This window comes from uncultured Pseudoflavonifractor sp. (assembly GCA_904419835.1).
Classification (GTDB): domain Bacteria; phylum Bacillota; class Clostridia; order Oscillospirales; family Oscillospiraceae; genus Pseudoflavonifractor.
Genome location: CAJFTA010000011.1, coordinates 73,968 through 89,548, shown reverse-complemented (window position 1 = coordinate 89,548; position 15,581 = coordinate 73,968). Strand labels below are relative to the sequence as shown.

The window sequence follows — 15,581 nt, the reverse complement described above, 5'->3', positions numbered from 1 at the left end:
ATAAAATCGTGGGCCCCCACAAAATGCGTGCATATTGTGGGCGGGCGGCATGCGGGCGTCCATTTACAACGCCATGCCGGTAGAGGGCGTGGAAAAATTATGTGAATTTATCAAGGCCTTCGACAAAAACAATTGAGAAGGGGCGAACCAAACATGTACCGCATCAAAGCGCTGAATAAAATTTCCCCTGCCGGCCTGTCCGTGCTGGACCAGAGCCGCTTTGCCGTCAGCCCCGACGTGGAGAATGAGGACGGCATCCTGGTCCGCTCGGCGGACATGCACGAGTACGTATTCCCTGAGAATCTGCGGGCCATCGCCCGGGCGGGCGCGGGCACCAACAATATCCCCATCGACCGCTGCTCCGAGGCGGGCATCGCCGTGTTCAACACCCCCGGCGCCAACGCCAACGCCGTCAAGGAGCTGGTCATCTGCGCCATGCTGCTCTCCTCCCGGAACGTGGTGGGCGGCGCGGCCTGGGTGAAGGAACAGGCCGCCGCGGGGGCCGACATAGAAAAAGCGGTGGAGAAGGGCAAGAGCCAGTTTGTGGGCCCAGAAATCCAGGGCAAGGCCCTGGGCGTGGTGGGTCTGGGAGCCATCGGCGTCCAGGTGGCCAATATCGCCACCAAGCTGGGCATGACCGTGTGGGGCTACGACCCCTTCCTGTCCGTGGACGCGGCCCTCTCCCTCTCCCGCATGGTTCAGCGGGCAAACGACCTGGAGACCATCTATAAAAACTGCGACTACATCACCCTCCACCTGCCCCTCAACGGGGACACCAAGGGCATGATCGACGCCGGCGCCCTCCAGATGATGAAGAGCGGCGTGCGGCTCATCAACCTGGCCCGGGGCGGCCTGGTCAATGATGAGGACCTGATCCAGGCCCTGGAGAGCGGCAGGGTGGCCTGCTACGTCACCGACTTTCCCAACAACAGAATCCTCCAGGGACGCAACGTGGTGGCCATCCCCCACCTGGGCGCCTCCACCCCCGAGAGCGAGGAGAACTGCGCCGTCATGGCCGCCCGGCAGCTGCGGGACTACCTGGAGAACGGCAACATCCGCAACAGCGTGAACCTGCCCGCCCTGGAGCAGCCCTGGAGCGGCATCGCCCGGCTGTGTATTATCCACAGGAACATCCCCGGCGCCATCGCCGCCATCACCAAGGTCCTCTCCGACGACAACGTGAACGTGGAGAACATGACCAACAAGTCCAAGAAGGACTACGCCTACACCGTGGTGGACATCAACGCCAAAATCCGGGACGACGTGGTGGACGAGATCCGCGCCCTGGTGGGGGTCCTCCGGGTGCGGCTGCTGAGCCACTGAGAAAATTGTCCACAATATAAAATAAAAATGTGCAAAAAAATCCGGACCGCAGTAATGCGGTCCGGATTTTTGTATCTGCGAGAACTTACGCGGCGGGCACCACGGAGATGTGGAACCGGGTGCCGGCGTCGCCGGCAAAGGCGATGACGCCGTTTTCGGGCAGGGTGACGGTGCTGTCGCTCCACACCACCGAGGAGGCGGCCAGGGCGCCGGCGCCGTCGTAGACGTAGAAGCCGCCGTTGCCCTCAATCTCCACCTGGATGGTCAGACCGGCGGCGCTGCCCACGGTGTACCACCGGGCATAGCCGTCGGGCTGGACGGTGGAGTAGGCGCCTGCGCCGCAGTAGATGGGCTGGGCGATGGAGGCGTCTGCGTAGAGCAGGCCCTGGGCGTCCATCCAGATGTGGCCGTCCTGCTCGGTGATGGTGATGTCGGAGCCGTCGCGGCCGGCGTTGCCGGGGACCTGCACGGCGAACTGGCTGTGCCAGGAATCTACAATCTTCTGGGCCCCCACATAGCCGGGGATGTACTCGGGCAGTTCGGCGGCGGAGGCAGTGCCCAGAGAGAGCCACACCTGGGAGGTGTACTTCTCGTTCAGGGGCAGGACGCTGGTGGTGTTCCACTTGTCCCAGGCGGCCTGGACATCCTCGGCGAGTTGGGCGGGCTCCACCTTCTGCGCCACATAGTTGGAGGTGGGCAGCACGGTCAGGCCGGGGAGGAAGGCGTAGGCCTTCTGCCACAGGTAGATCTCGCCGTTCTCCTCCACCACCGGCTTGACCATGGCGGCGGCGCCGGTCTCGTCCCGGAAGGAGCCGTCGTCAAAGTAATAGAAGGTCTGGGCGGGGGAGCTGGGCACAGTGAGAGACTGGAGGGTGAGCACGCCGTCGGCGGAGATATCCACCTTGAACTGCTGAAGGGTGGAGGCGTAGTAGCCGGAGTAATCCATCACCTCGGCGGGCATGGCCTCGCTGCGGGCGGCCTGGGGCAGGGAGGGGACGGTCTCGTCCACCGCCACGCCCTGCTCCGCCAGGGCGTCAATCAGCATCCGGGCGGCGGCCATCTCATTATAAGTGGAGACGCCGCCGGAGGTGAGCACCGCCGCAGCCATGCTGTGCTCGGGAATGATCACCAGCCCGGCGTGGTAGTACTGGGTGTCGCCGCCCTTGGCCAGAGCCTGGATATCGTTATACCCGAAGGGGGCCAGGGACACGCTGTCCCAGCCCAGGCCGAAGGACAGGATGTCGTCGGCGTCGTCGGGCCAGATGCCGCTGCTGTACTCGGGGGCGGCCATGGCGTCCAGAGAGGCGGAGGTGAGCAGCTCATCCGAGCAGAGCAGACCGCCGAAGGCGGCCAGGTCGGCGGCGTTGGCGTAGATGCCGCCGGTGCCCACGGTGCCCAGGCAGTCCTGGGGCAGGGCACGGGGGTCCTCGCCCAGGTAGGTCTTCACCAGGCGGGAGGTGTCAAACTCGTCCTGGGGGGTGAAGGTGTTCTCCAGGCCGTTGGGGGCCAGAATGGCCTCGTGGAGGTACTCGGGGAAGGGCTTGCCGCTCACCGCCTCCACCACCAGCTCAGCCAGGGTGAAGCCGGTGTTGCAGTAGGTGCTGTATGCGCCGGGGTCGGCGGCCAGACGCTGGGTGGACAGGATCTCCAGCAGGTTCTCAGTGGCGGAACGGTCGTCATCGGCGAAGAGCAGCATGTTGTGGGTGGCGCTCATCAGACCGGAGGAGTGGTTGAGCAGCATGCGGACCGTGATGTCCTTGTAACGCTCGTCGGCCATCTTGAACTCGGGCAGATACTTGGTCACCGGCGCGTCCAGGTTGATCTTGCCCTGCTCCGCCAGCTGCATAACGGCGGCAGTCACATACATCTTGCTCACCGAGCCGATGCCGTACAGGTCGGTGTCCAGCAGAACCCGGTTCTCCGACTTGGAGTACACACCGGCATGGCCGGAGATGGTAATCTCCCCATCCTGCCACACGGCATACTGCACGCTGACGGCGCCGCCGTACTGGGCGGCATACTGTGCGGCCATGGCGGCGGACTCATCCCGGGTGGCGGGAGCCTCCGTCTCGGCGGCCAGTGCGGGCGCGGAGATGCTGACAGCCATAACTGCGGTCAGCGCAAGGGCGCTCAGTCGTTTTTTCCACATAGCTGCGTTCATCCTTTCCCGGCTCTTTCCCTGAGCCTCAAAGAAATTATCCCACCGGCCTGCTGTGCTGTCAAATGAAAAAAGGATTAAGAATTTGCCGCCGGTAGAAGGATCATACACCTTTCACCAGGTGAAAGGTCAAGCGCATGGCAGAGAAATATATTGAAAATCGTTCTATATTAAGCTGTGGAAAATTTTTTAAAAAATTTTGCGTAATTGTGTAACAAATCCGCTCTGCCAAACGTCTATATCAATAGAAGGCCTGTTTGCAGGGAGGAGGGGTGCACATGTATCGGAAGCAGCGGCTGTGCCGGAAATACGCGCTGGTGCGCTACGGGGTGCTGTGCGCCTGCTGCGCCCTGGCCTTGCTGGCCCTGGCCAGAACCATGGGCTATCACCAGCTGATGCTGCTGCCCTTCTGCCTGGCGGTGGTGATGGCGGTGCCCTACTTCAGCGCGGTCTACACCTATGAGTACGACGGCAGCCGCCTCATTGTCTCCCAGGGCAGCGGGGACAATCCCCCTGTGTTGGAGATCATCGACACCGAGGACATCTTGGCCTACGGCGTCTATCTCCCCGGCCAGCTCTCCGCCCGGCAGGCCAGCCGGACCGTACGTGCCTACCTGTTCCTGGACCCCAGAAGCAAGCGCTACCTGCTCTACCGTCTGCCCGGCGGCGGCACGGGAATCCTCATCTTCTCCCCTGACCGGGAGATGCGGGATGCCCTCATCCGGGAGCAGTGGATCTTTCAGGTTACCTGAAACGGCAGAAACTTCATAAAATCTTTTGTGTTTTTTCCTTGCGCTTTCGGTAAAATCCGTGTAAGATCCTGAAGCAACGGTAAGGATATCGCTCAATATGCCGCGCCGGCTCATCCGGCGCGGCCGCTTTTTGTTCCACAGGACGTATTTGCGTGCGAGGTAAGAGAAATACCATGAAGACAGAGACAAAATTGCCGGTTCATACCGGGAAAAAGTGGGTGGAGATACGGCGCTGGGGCCTGATCGCGTCGGCGCTGGTGTTTGCGGGCGTGCTGACGGGATTGCTGATGTCCGGCTTCCCCTGGTGGGAGAGTCTGCTGTGGGCCCTCGGTCTGGCCTTGCCCATCCCGGTGCGCTTCAAGCTGGAGGGACGGGGGGCGCTGTGGCTGTCCCGGCTGTTCTGGGCCGTCGGTCCGGTGGTGGGGTACTCCCTGGTGGAGATCCTCAACTGGAACAACCCCTTCACCAGCTTTTCCACCCTCCAGGTGGCCCTGAACCTGGCCTTTTACTACATCATCGCCCTGGTTGTCTGGCTCATCGTGGGGCGGCGGAACCTGTCCTGCGGCATCTCCACCTCCCTGTTCTGGGTCATCGGCATGGCCAACCACTACGTCATCGCCTTCCGGGGCCGCACCATCTTCCCGGGCGACCTGCTCACCCTGGGCACTGCCGTCAACGTAGCGGGAAACTACAACTACGCCTTTGACACCAAGCAGGCACTCACCGGCCTGGCCCTGGCCCTCTTCCTGCTCCTGCTGCTCACCCTGCCCAGGCAGAAGGAACGCGCCAGACTCCGTCTCCGCTCCGCTGTGCCGGTGACTGCCATCTGCGCAGCCTTCCTGGTGGTGTTCTTCGGCACCAGCTTCCTGTCCGCCGTGGGCATTGAGCCCTCCATGTGGACCACCCGGGGCAACGGTTTTGTGCTCAACTTCTCCGTGTGCCTGCGGTACTCCTCCGTGTCCGAGCCGGAGGGCTACTCCCAGGAGGCCCTGGCCGAAATCGTCGCCGGAGTGGAGGAGGACTCTGTGCCCGTGTCGGGCACAGGGGACGACGGGGTGCAGCCGGTCAACGTGATTGTCATCATGAACGAGTCCTTCTCCGACCTGACCGGCACCTTTGACCTGGAGACCAATCAGGACCCCATGCCCTTTTTCCGTTCCCTGACGGAGAACACCATCCGGGGTACGGCCTACTCCTCCGTGTTCGGCGGCACCACCGCCAACTCGGAGTATGAGTTCCTCACCGGCAACACCACCGCCTTCCTCCCGGCGGGTACGGTGCCCTACCACCTCTATGTAAAGGAGGGCTCCGAGTCCATGGTGGCCCAGATGAGCGCCCTGGGCTATGAGTGCGTGGCCATGCATCCCTACTACTCCTCCGGCTGGAACCGGATTCCCGTGTACCAGGCCTTCGGCTTCGACCGCTGGCTGTTCCAGAGCGACTTTGAGAATCCCACCTATATCCGGAGCTATATCTCCGACCAGACCGACTATGAGAACCTGATCCGCATCTACGAGGAGAAGGAGGAGGGGGAGCCTCTCTTCATCTTCAACGTGACCATGCAGAACCACAGCGCCTACTCGGGCGCGTGGACCAACCTGCCCAAGGAGGTTTGGCTCACCGGGGAGATGGAGGGCAAGTACAATACGGTGAACCAGTACTTAAACCTGATTTACCAGAGCGACAAGGCCTTTGAGTATCTCATCAATTACTTCTCCCAGGTGGAGGAGCCCACCATGATTCTGATGTTCGGCGACCACCAGCCCCAGGTGGCTACCAATTTCTACACCGACCTGCTGGGCAGCGACCCCACCGTGGAGGAGGCCCAGAAGAAGCAGGAGGCGCCCTTCCTCATCTGGGCCAACTACGATATTGAGGAGCAGCAGGATGTGAAGCTGTCCCTCAACTACCTGTCCGGGCTGCTGATGGACGCGGCCAACCTGCCCAAGACCGGCTATCAGACCTTCCTCAGCCAGCTGCGGGAGACGGTGCCGGCGGTGAACGCGGTGGGCTATCAGGACACCGACGGCACCTGGCACGAGCAGACCACGGACATGAGCCAGGCGGCGCAGGAGGGTCTGCTGGACTACCAGATGCTCCAGTACAACGAGATTTTTGAGGACCGTGACAACCGGCTGGAGGACTTCTTTTTCCTGCCGGAAAAAGAGTAAAAACAAGCGGCGCATCCCATATCCGGGATGCGCCGCTGATATTTAGTCCAGGCTGAGCAGGTCGGGACCTTCCAGGTTCATCTTGCGCTTGCGGCCGGCGGAGAAGGCCAGCTTTTCGGAGAGCAGCTTGGTGTCCCCCGAGGCGATGGCCTCCCGGTAGGCGTGGAGGTTCTCCTCCAGCCGATCCAGGGCGGTGAGCAGGGCGGGGGTGTTCATGGAGAAGAGCTGGGTCCACAGCCCCACGTCCAGAGCGGCCACCCGGGTGCAGCCCCGGAAGGAGCTGCCCTCAAAGCCCTTGCAGGTGAAGAGCATGGGGTCGTCGCACACCGAGACGGCGATGATGTGCATCATCTGGCTGGTGTAGGCCAGAATGGCGTCGTGCTCCTCCGGGGTGGTGCGCACCACGTCCCTGCAGCCGATGTGGTCCGCCAGCCGCTCCATCAGGGCGATGTGCTCCGCACTGCTGCTCTCCCGGGGGGTGAGAATCAGGTGGGATTTCTGGAACATCTCAGCAAAGGCGTGCTCGATGCCGGAGAACTCGGTGCCCGCCATGGGGTGGCAGCCGATAAAGTCCACCTCCGGCGGCAGAATCTCCGCCGCCTCCATGATGGAGGTCTTGACGCCGCACACATCGGTCACCAGGCTGCCAGGTTTGAAGAGGCTCCAGTAATCCTCCAGAAAGCGGGTGATGCCCTTTGGGTGGAGACAGAGGATGGTCAAATCCGCCTGGGGGATAACCTCCCTGGCGTCGGCGGTAACGCGGTCGCCCACACCGTGCTCCGCGGCGAAGCGGAGAGTGGGCTCCGACACGTCCACGCCCACAATTTCAAAGTCCTCAAAGCCCTTCAGGGCCAGGGCCATGGAGCCGCCAATTAATCCAAGGCCGATGACGGCAATGGTTTTCGACATGGAAAGACCTCCTTTTACACGCTGCGGCCCACACAGGCGGCCACGCCGCCGATCTTGCCCATCAGGTCCTTGAACTGGCCGGGGGTGATGGACTGGGCGCCGTCGCACAGGGCGTTCTTGGGGTCATTGTGGACCTCAATGAGCAGGCCGTCGGCTCCGGCGGCTACGGCGGCCAGGCTCATCCGCTCCACCATCCAGGCCTTGCCGCAGGCGTGGGAGGGGTCCACCACCACGGGCAGGTGGGTCATCTGCTTGACCGCCAGCACGGCGGACAGGTCCAGGGTGTTGCGGGTGTAGGTCTCAAAGGTGCGGATGCCCCGCTCACACAGAATCACGTTGGGGTTGCCGCCGGCCAGGATATACTCGGCGGACATGATCCACTCCTCGATGGTGGAGCTGAGGCCCCGCTTGAGCAGGATGGGCTTGCTGACCCTGCCCAGCTTTTTGAGCAGGTCAAAGTTCTGCATGTTCCGGGCCCCCACCTGAATCACGTCCACGCAGGCCTCGAAGAGGGGGATCTGGTCGGCGCTCATCAGCTCGGTGACAATGGGCAGGCCGGTGGCCTCCCGGGCCTCCCGCAGCAGCTCGATGCCCTGGGCCCCCATGCCCTGGAAGGCGTAGGGGGAGGTGCGGGGCTTGTAGGCGCCGCCCCGGAGGGCCGCCGCCCCGGCGGCCTTTACCGCCTGGGCCACCTCCACAATCTGCTCCTTGCTCTCCACCGAGCAGGGGCCGGCGATGACGGCCAGCTTGTTCCCGCCCACGGTCACGCCGCCGCCCAGGTCGATGACCGAGTCGTCGGGGTGGAACTTCCGGTTGGCCTTCTTGAAGGGCTCGCTGACCCGCATCACCCGCTCCACGCCGGGCAGCTGGGACAGCTTCTCCTCATCCAGGCGGCTGGTGTCCCCCTCAGCGCCCAGGATGGTGGTCTCGGAGCCCTTGGACACCATGACCTTGACCCCGCCGGCCTCCATGCTTCGGATGGCCTCTTCCAGCTGCTCCGCGGTAAAATCAGGTTTTAAAATGACAACCATATATTCATTCCGTCCTTTCTCGTACCGGCGCTCCCGCCGCCGCAGAAAAGAAAAACGCGGCGGCCCAAAACGGACCGCCGCGCTGTGTTCTCCCGTTGAAGGAGGGCTCCCAGCTGGCAAACCGGTTATGGGCAGGCAGACGGACCGCTACGGTAATAGTAGCGGTAATAGCCGTATGCATACCCAAAGCACAGCGCCATAACAGGGCTCCTCTCCTGTTGATACCGTCACTTTAACACGTTTTGTTGCTAAAGTCAAGGGGTTTTTGCTTGAAATCCTACCAAACCCGTGGTAATATAGTTGTAACTACCTGAGAAGAGGAGCCTCTGACATGAAAATTTCCACCAAGGGCCGCTATGCCCTTCGTTTGATGCTGGATCTGGCCGTCCAGCCGGGAGATGCCGCCGTTCCCCTGCGGGACGTGGCCGAGCGGCAGGAGATCTCCGATAAATACCTGGAGCAGATTGTCACCCAGCTGGCCCGGGGCGGCCTGGTCCGCAGCGTCCGGGGCGCGGGGGGCGGCTATCTGCTGACCCGTGCGCCCGAGGAGTACACCGTGGGGGAGATCCTCCGCCAGCTGGAGGGCAACCTTGCCCCGGTGAGCTGCGTGTCCGGCGGCGCCTGCTGCGGCCGGGCGGATCGGTGCGTCACCCTGGAGGTGTGGCAGCAGATCCAGGACGCGGTGGACGGCGTGGTGGACAACATCACCCTGGCCGATCTGGTCAGGCGCTACCGGGAGAAGTGCCCCGAGAACGGGGACTAATCCGGGAGCGGCTCAAAAGGGATGAGCAGCAGGGAGCCGTCCTTGCCGCTCATGGAGATGGTGCAGCAGCAGACCGCGCCGTCCGGGCCGGTGAAGATGAGCGCGGTGTTGGGGATGGAGCCGGGGAAGGCCATGGCCACCACAAAGGGCCGGCCGGGTTTGATGGCGTCCAGGGTACCCAGAACTGCCTCTATCCGGAAGCCGACATCGTCCTCGCCCACCTCCTCCAGGGTGAGGGACGCCACCTGGATGCCGGTGACGGTTTCGCTGGCCGTGATGGCCACGTCCACCCGGTACTCGCTCTCGTCCAGCACCAGCAGGTCGTAGTCCTCCGGCCGGGCGAGCAGGTCCGCTCCGGCGTAGTCCGCTGAAAGGGGCAGCTCCGGCTCGTCCACCTCAGCGGGGGGCGTCTCTTCCGGCGGCTGGCTCCCAGTTGGAGAGGGGGCGGGCTGTGCGCTTTCGGTGGGCGGCGGCGTGGTGCCGCCGGGCGCGGGGGTTTCCTGGGCAGGGCCGCAGGCGGCCAGCGCCAGAGTGAGCGCCAGGGACAGGAGCAGGGCGAAAAGCCGTTTCATACCGGTTTCCTCCTTATCATTGCGCAAAAAGCATCTCTTCTTCACCACCAGCATACCAGAAGAGACCGTATAAATCCAGCAAAAAGAGCTGCGGCGCGTCTGCGCCGCAGCTCTCAGTATGTCGAAAAAACCTCCCGGAAGAGGAAGCCTCGCAGAGTTCCTGCGGCCGCAGCCGCAGGAATCAAGTCAAAATCCGTCATGTTCGGGGACATGTGCCTCGAACATGACACTTCTCATGAAATTTTTGCCGACAATTTCATCAGAAATCGAGGTAAAAATTTCATGGAGCTCCTTCGGAAAAGTGGCGGAAGCCACTTTTTCGACAGACTCAGCCCGCCAGCTTGCCGATGGAGTTGGCGGTGAGGGCGTCGAACTGCTCCTGGGTCAGGTCGCAGTGGTAGAAGATGTCGTAGTAGCGGGCCACCTCGGTGTACAGGTCATAGTCGATCTGGTCGGGGTAGAGGAGGGCGCCCATCCACAGCATGCCCAGGTAGCGGTTGACGGAGGGGGGGAAGCCCATCCAGTTGTAGGGCCCGAAGGGCACCTCGTAGTAGTCGCCGTTCTGGATGGCGGTCAGGTCCTGCCACACCGGGTCGTCGGCCACCTGGTCATAGTAGCTGTCGGGGGCGAAGATGATGATGTCCGGGTTCCACAGCAGGAGCTGCTCCATGTCCACCTCGTTGCCGGTCCCCTTGGAGGAGGGGGCGTCCACCACGGCCAGGTTGTTGGTCATCAGGTCAATGACCTCGGCGTGGTAGGAGTTCTGGGCAATGACATTGAGGCCCTGGTCGCCCAGACAGTAGAGAATGTTGGCCTTGCCGCCGCCGATGGTCTCCATCAGGGAGACGGTTTCGCCGTAGATCTCGTCGCAGTAGTCGGCGATGACGGCGGCCTCCTCCTCCATGCCCAGCAGCTCGCCCAGCTTGCGGTAGGTGTCGCCCATGGTGGCAGTGTCGGCGTCGATGTGGACGGCGGGGATGCCCAGCTGCTCGGTGATAGCGTCCATGTCCTCCACGATGGAGTCCTTGGGCTGGCCGATGTCGATGATCACCTGGGGGTTGGCGGCGGCCAGGGTCTCCAGATTCAGCTCACCGGCGCTGGAGCCGTAGAGCTGGCCCAGTGCGGGCAGATTGTAGTATTTGGCGTCGATGAACTGCTCGGCACCCGGGTCCCACTCGCTGGCCAGACCCACGAACTTGTCGGGGCACAGGGCGAAGAGCACGATCTGGGCCATGGGGCCGGAGGGAGCGATGCGGTCGATCTGGGCGGGGAGCTCCACCGTGCGGCCGCAGGAGTCGGTGAACGCCACGGTGCCGGCGGCGCCCTCCTCAGAGGGCTCGTCACTGGGCTGGGCCGAGGGGGTCTGGGAGACGGAGGGCTCGGGAGAGCCGGGGGCCGACGGGCTGGCGCTGGGGGTGGTCTGGGTGCAGGCGGCCAGAGAGAGCATCATGGCCAGAGCCAGCAGAAGAGACAGGGCTTTCTGTTTCATAACAATCCTCCTTACTGATTTGAAGAGACCGGGTTATATTCCACCTGCTCGCAGGGGGAAAACGTGGGAAGGTCACGGGGGATGCACACCCGCATCCGCCCGTCCCGCAGGGGCACCACCTCGGCGTCGATGCCGTAGAGGGCCTTGATCAGGTCCTCGTTCATCACCTCACCGGGGGCGCCGTGGGCCAAGACCTGGCCGTCCTTCATGGCCAGGATCTGGTGGGAGAAGAGGTAGGACTGCTCCGGGTTGTGGGTGGACTGGACGATGGTGTACCCCGCGTCGGCCAGGGCCCGCACCTTGGTGAGCACCCGGATCTGGTTGCCGTAGTCCAGGTTGGCGGTGGGCTCGTCCATCAGCAGCACGGTGGACTGCTGGGCCAGGGCACGGGCGATGAGCACCAGCTGCCGCTCGCCGCCGGACAGGCGGGTGTAGCTCCGATCGGCCAGATGGCCGATGTCCAGCCGCTCCAGAGCCTCCAGGGCGGCGGCCTCCTGCTTGGGACCGGGGGGAGAGAAGCCCCTGCTCTGGGCCGTGGTGCCCATGAGGACCATGTCGAACACGCTGTACTGGAAGGCGGGGTAGTTGGACTGGGGGATGTAGGCCACCTTGCGGGCCAGCTCCCGGGCGCCCAGGCTGCTGACCACCGCGCCGTCCACGGTGATCTCTCCCTGGAAACCGTGGAGCAGGCCCAGGATGCAGCGGAACAGGGTGCTCTTACCCACGCCGTTGGGGCCCAGCACCGAGAGAAGCCGGCCCCTGTCCACAGAGAAGCTGACGTCCTTGAGTACCTGGCGGTTTCCGTAGGAGAAGGAGAGGTGTTTGACTTCAATACTCACGTCACATCGCCTCCCTTCATCATCAGATAGAGGAAGAAGGGCGCGCCCACAAAGGCGGTGAGGATGCCGATGGGCAGCTCAGTGGCGTAGAGGTTGCGGGAGATGTTGTCCACAATCAGCAGGAACAGTGCCCCTGCCACCATGGAGGCGGGCATGAGGTACCGGGTGTTGCTGCCTACCAGGCGGCGGCACAGGTGGGGGATCACCAGACCCACCCAGCCGATGGCACCGCACACCGACACAGCCGCGGCGGTGATGAGGGTGGAGGCCAGGATAATCACCGGCCGCACCACCTTGGCGTTGACGCCCATGGTGCGGGCCTCCTCGTCGCCCATGGTGAGCACACCCAGCTGCCACCGAAGCACAAACAGGATGACCAGCCCAATCAGCATGGGCAGGAACACAAAGGACACCTTGTCCCGGGTGGTGCCGGACAGGCTGCCCATGAGCCAGTAGGTGATCTTGGGCAGGGCCTCGTTGGGGTCGGCCACCAGCTTGATGTAGGAGGTGCCCGCCTCAAAGAGGGAGCTGATGACGATACCGGCCAGAATCAGGCTCATGACCCGCTTGCCCTTGGCGCGGCTGCTCACCAGCCACACCAGCACCACGGTCAGAATGCCGAAGCCGAAGGCCATCAGCATGGTCAGTTGTGCGCCGAACCCGGCGATGATGGCCAGGGAGGCGCCGAAGGCGGAACCTTTGGTGGCGCCCAGAATATCGGGGGAGGCCATGGGGTTCTGGAAGATGCCCTGATAGGCGCAGCCGGCGGCGGACAGACAGCAGCCCACCAGACAGGCCATGATGATGCGGGGCAGACGGACGTTGAAGAACACGTTCACCATGGTGTCGGCCCAGAACTGCTCAATGGGGAAGAAGCGGGAGAGCACGATACCTCCCAGCTCAGCGGGGGTGATGGGGTATCGGCCCAGGCCGAAGGACAGGACGGCGGTGCACACCAGCAGAACCAGCAGCACCAGGATGACAAGGACTTTTTTGCGTGCCCCGTGGGGGGAAACGGACTGCATGGACAGGTCTCCTCTCTGTGTAATTGCCAGCGGTAAAACAAAATCGCCCCCGCAAAAGGCGGAGGCGACAACAGCCCAGCCATGCCGCACAGACTACGGCACAGCAGATGGAGCCTCTCCTTCTCAAACACGGAAGGCCTGTCCGTTTCCGGCACAGACCCTGAACAGACGCCGTGGCGGCGTCCACGGCCCGGGCGCCATAGCAGAGCCTTAGGCGCGGGGGCTCGGAGAATATTGAATTGTGGGAAAAAATGGCGTATGATACCACAGGAGAGACGGCGGGACCGAGGCGTCCCGCCGGTCTGCTGTCAAACAGCATACTATTTTTGCGGTTTGTTGTCAATGTTTTTGGAGGTTTGCATGAAGCACGTCTTTTTAACCGGCGCCGTCCAGTGCGGCAAGAGTACGGTCGTCACCCGGGTGCTGGAGGCGTGGAACGGGGGGGTGGGAGGCTTCCGTACCGGCTTTGGGCCCGACCGGGCCTGTCCGGAGCGGCTGCTCTACCTGTGGAGCGCGTCGGAGTCTGCCCGGTACGACTCCGACCACGCGGTGGTGAAGTTCTTCAATGGCTGCGCGCCTCAGCCCATCCCCGGCCGGTTTGACACGCTGGGCACCGCCTGCCTGACCGGGACGCCCGCGCTGTGGGTGATGGACGAGTGTGGCCGCCTGGAGCGGGACGCCCTGGCCTTCCAGCGGGCCATTCTGGAGAAGCTGGAGGGGGACACGCCGGTGCTGGGCGTGGTGCGGGAGGGCTTCCCCGGGTGGACCAGGGCCATCGCCGACCACCTCAATGTGGAGCTTATCACGGTCACAGAGGGCAACCGAGACGCCCTGCCTGAACTGATTCGGGCGCAGCTGAGGGCGGAATAAGGGAAAACAGGCGGCCCGCCGGATTTCCGGCGGGCCACGCCATTTATCTTTATATACTTTTTAAATGTATATTTTTGTGATACAATTAGAACAGAGAACGGCCCTTTGTACCTATAAAAGGAGGTTGCTATGAAACGGATACGCGCCGGGGCGCTATCGCTCCTTCAAAAGCTGCGGGCCATTCCGGCGGAGCGCAGGAAGCTCTTTCTCCTCCTGCTCTTCCCCGTCCTTGTGTTTACCGTTGTAACCGCCACCGACGCATACCACGACTGGAAGCGCGCGGGGGGCCATCTCCCCCTGAACTGTACTTTTGACAGGGAAGGCAATGTCCTGACCATTTACGCCCAGCACGGAACCAGAATTGACCACTACTATCGCTTCGCTGAGCCTTATCCGCCCCTCCCCTCCGACTGGGATCCGCAGGCCGCGGTGGAATCCGAGCCGCAGGCGTTTTCCTTCCAGCTCTTTGGAGAGGAGGAGCCGGAATGTCTGGTTCTTTTTGTCTATCCGAAGGGGAGCGATGCCTTGAAGCGTTATGAATTTTATATCAATCGAGAAGAGGTAGGATATCGGGTCGTGATGTGTCTGTCTGGTGGTATAACAAAGGAACATGAATGGATGTTTTAGAACATAATGCAAACAGCCATGGCGGTTTATTCGCTCTTCTGGAACAGACCGGTGGACAGGTAGCGCTCGCCGGTGTCGGGGAGCACCGCCACGATGGTTTTGCCCCGGTAGGCCTCCTCCCTGGCCAGGGAAGCGGCGGCGGACAGGGCCGCGCCGGAGGAGATGCCCGCCAGTACGCCCTCGGTCTGGGCCAGAGCCCGGCTGGCAGCAAAGGCGTCTTCACCGGGGACGGGGATGACCCGGTCCACCACGGAGCGGTCCAGCACAGCGGGCACAAAGCCCGCGCCGATGCCCTGAATTTTGTGGGGGCCGGCCTGACCGCCGGAGAGCACCGGGGACTCGGCGGGCTCCACGGCGATGACCTCAATGTTGGGGTTCTGCTCCTTCAGGTAGCGGCCGGCGCCGGTGACGGTGCCGCCGGAGCCCACACCCGCCACCAGCACATCCACCTTGCCGTCGGTGTCCCGCCAGATCTCGGGGCCGGTGGTCTCGTAGTGGGCGGTGGCGTTGGCCGGGTTGTCGAACTGGCCGGGCATCCAGGCGGAGGGCAGGGTGCGCAGCAGCTCCTCCGCCTTGGCGATGGCGCCCTTCATGCCCTGGGCGCCGGGGGTCAGCTCCAGCTTTGCACCCAGTGCGGAGAGCAGGGTGCGCCGCTCCAGGCTCATGGTCTCGGGCATGGTGAGGATGACCTGATAGCCCTTGATGGCGGCGATATAGCTCAGGCCCACGCCGGTGTTGCCGCTGGTGGGCTCCACGATAACGGTGCCCGGCTTGAGCAGACCCTTGGCCTCCGCGTCCTCAATCATGTACTTGGCGGCCCGGTCCTTGGCGGAGGAAAGGGGATTGAAGCACTCCAGCTTGGCCAGCAGGGCGGCGGACAGGTGGTTGGCGGATTCGTACCGCTCCAGGCGGAGCAGGGGGGTGTTGCCGATGAGGTCCACAAGGGAGTGGGCGATCTTCATTTTATTTCCTCCTTATTCAGTATGAATACTATGAAATTAAATCAGGAAAATGTCCCGGCCCTGCCGGGACATTTTCCATTATTTTAGCAG

General features: G+C 62.9%; 14 protein-coding genes and 1 riboswitch. Of the genes, 6 read left to right on the top strand and 8 right to left on the bottom strand.

Annotated features, from left to right (window positions below):
• Positions 1-153 precede the first annotated feature (153 nt).
• Complete coding sequence (locus QZY67_RS03455; protein WP_295368555.1) at positions 154-1,323, top strand: phosphoglycerate dehydrogenase; 1,170 nt, start codon at positions 154-156, stop codon at positions 1,321-1,323.
• An 85-nt stretch (positions 1,324-1,408) separates the two neighbouring features.
• On the opposite strand, the gene QZY67_RS03450 is transcribed toward QZY67_RS03455, so the two are convergent.
• Positions 1,409-3,472: a serine hydrolase domain-containing protein gene (locus QZY67_RS03450; protein WP_295368554.1), complete on the bottom strand. Its 2,064-nt coding sequence runs from the start codon at positions 3,470-3,472 to the stop codon at positions 1,409-1,411.
• Positions 3,473-3,759: 287 nt separating this feature from the next.
• Here QZY67_RS03450 and QZY67_RS03445 point away from each other — a divergent pair, with 287 nt between their 5' ends.
• Positions 3,760-4,233 carry a hypothetical protein gene (locus tag QZY67_RS03445; protein ID WP_295368552.1) on the top strand — a complete coding sequence of 158 codons (474 nt, stop codon included), beginning with the start codon at positions 3,760-3,762 and terminating at the stop codon, positions 4,231-4,233.
• Between the two features lie 173 nt (positions 4,234-4,406).
• Complete coding sequence (locus QZY67_RS03440; RefSeq protein ID WP_295368550.1) at positions 4,407-6,404, top strand: LTA synthase family protein; 1,998 nt, start codon at positions 4,407-4,409, stop codon at positions 6,402-6,404.
• 42 nt (positions 6,405-6,446) lie between these two features.
• Here QZY67_RS03440 and QZY67_RS03435 read toward each other — a convergent pair whose 3' ends face one another.
• Positions 6,447-7,313, bottom strand: a complete 867-nt coding sequence (locus QZY67_RS03435) for a prephenate dehydrogenase/arogenate dehydrogenase family protein (protein ID WP_295368549.1) — start codon at positions 7,311-7,313, stop codon at positions 6,447-6,449.
• Positions 7,314-7,327: 14 nt separating this feature from the next.
• Positions 7,328-8,344, bottom strand: coding sequence for a 3-deoxy-7-phosphoheptulonate synthase (gene aroF, locus QZY67_RS03430; RefSeq protein WP_294534150.1), 1,017 nt, complete (start codon positions 8,342-8,344; stop codon positions 7,328-7,330).
• A 331-nt stretch (positions 8,345-8,675) separates the two neighbouring features.
• Here aroF and QZY67_RS03425 point away from each other — a divergent pair, with 331 nt between their 5' ends.
• On the top strand, positions 8,676-9,107 hold the full coding sequence (locus QZY67_RS03425) for an Rrf2 family transcriptional regulator (protein WP_294534148.1): 432 nt from the start codon (positions 8,676-8,678) through the stop codon (positions 9,105-9,107).
• Here the strand turns inward: QZY67_RS03425 and QZY67_RS03420 are convergent.
• From QZY67_RS03420 to QZY67_RS03405, 4 genes are all read right to left on the bottom strand, one after another.
• The gene (locus QZY67_RS03420) at positions 9,104-9,679 is read right to left on the bottom strand and encodes a hypothetical protein (RefSeq protein ID WP_295368547.1); all 576 of its coding nucleotides are present in this window, start codon (positions 9,677-9,679) and stop codon (positions 9,104-9,106) included. The genes QZY67_RS03425 and QZY67_RS03420 overlap by 4 nt on opposite strands.
• Positions 9,680-10,007: 328 nt before the next feature.
• Positions 10,008-11,168, bottom strand: a complete 1,161-nt coding sequence (locus tag QZY67_RS03415; protein ID WP_295368546.1) for an ABC transporter substrate-binding protein — start codon at positions 11,166-11,168, stop codon at positions 10,008-10,010.
• Positions 11,169-11,179: 11 nt separating this feature from the next.
• On the bottom strand, positions 11,180-12,007 hold the full coding sequence (locus tag QZY67_RS03410) for an ABC transporter ATP-binding protein (protein ID WP_295368545.1): 828 nt from the start codon (positions 12,005-12,007) through the stop codon (positions 11,180-11,182).
• Positions 12,004-13,032 (bottom strand): iron ABC transporter permease, encoded by a 1,029-nt coding sequence (locus tag QZY67_RS03405; RefSeq protein WP_295368544.1) that lies wholly within the window; start codon positions 13,030-13,032, stop codon positions 12,004-12,006. Before QZY67_RS03405 ends, QZY67_RS03410 begins: the two co-directional genes overlap by 4 nt.
• 100 nt (positions 13,033-13,132) lie before the next feature.
• Positions 13,133-13,274: riboswitch (molybdenum cofactor riboswitch) on the bottom strand.
• A 118-nt stretch (positions 13,275-13,392) separates the two neighbouring features.
• On the opposite strand from QZY67_RS03405, the gene QZY67_RS03400 reads away from it, so the two are divergent.
• Both QZY67_RS03400 and QZY67_RS03395 read left to right on the top strand, forming a co-directional pair.
• Complete coding sequence (locus QZY67_RS03400; protein WP_295368543.1) at positions 13,393-13,902, top strand: nucleoside-triphosphatase; 510 nt, start codon at positions 13,393-13,395, stop codon at positions 13,900-13,902.
• 129 nt (positions 13,903-14,031) lie between these two features.
• A complete protein-coding gene (locus QZY67_RS03395) occupies positions 14,032-14,529 on the top strand; it encodes a hypothetical protein (protein WP_295368542.1) in 498 nt (165 codons plus the stop codon).
• Between the two features lie 26 nt (positions 14,530-14,555).
• On the opposite strand, the gene cysK is transcribed toward QZY67_RS03395, so the two are convergent.
• The gene (gene cysK / locus QZY67_RS03390) at positions 14,556-15,491 is read right to left on the bottom strand and encodes a cysteine synthase A (RefSeq protein WP_295368541.1); all 936 of its coding nucleotides are present in this window, start codon (positions 15,489-15,491) and stop codon (positions 14,556-14,558) included.
• Positions 15,492-15,581 lie beyond the last annotated feature (90 nt).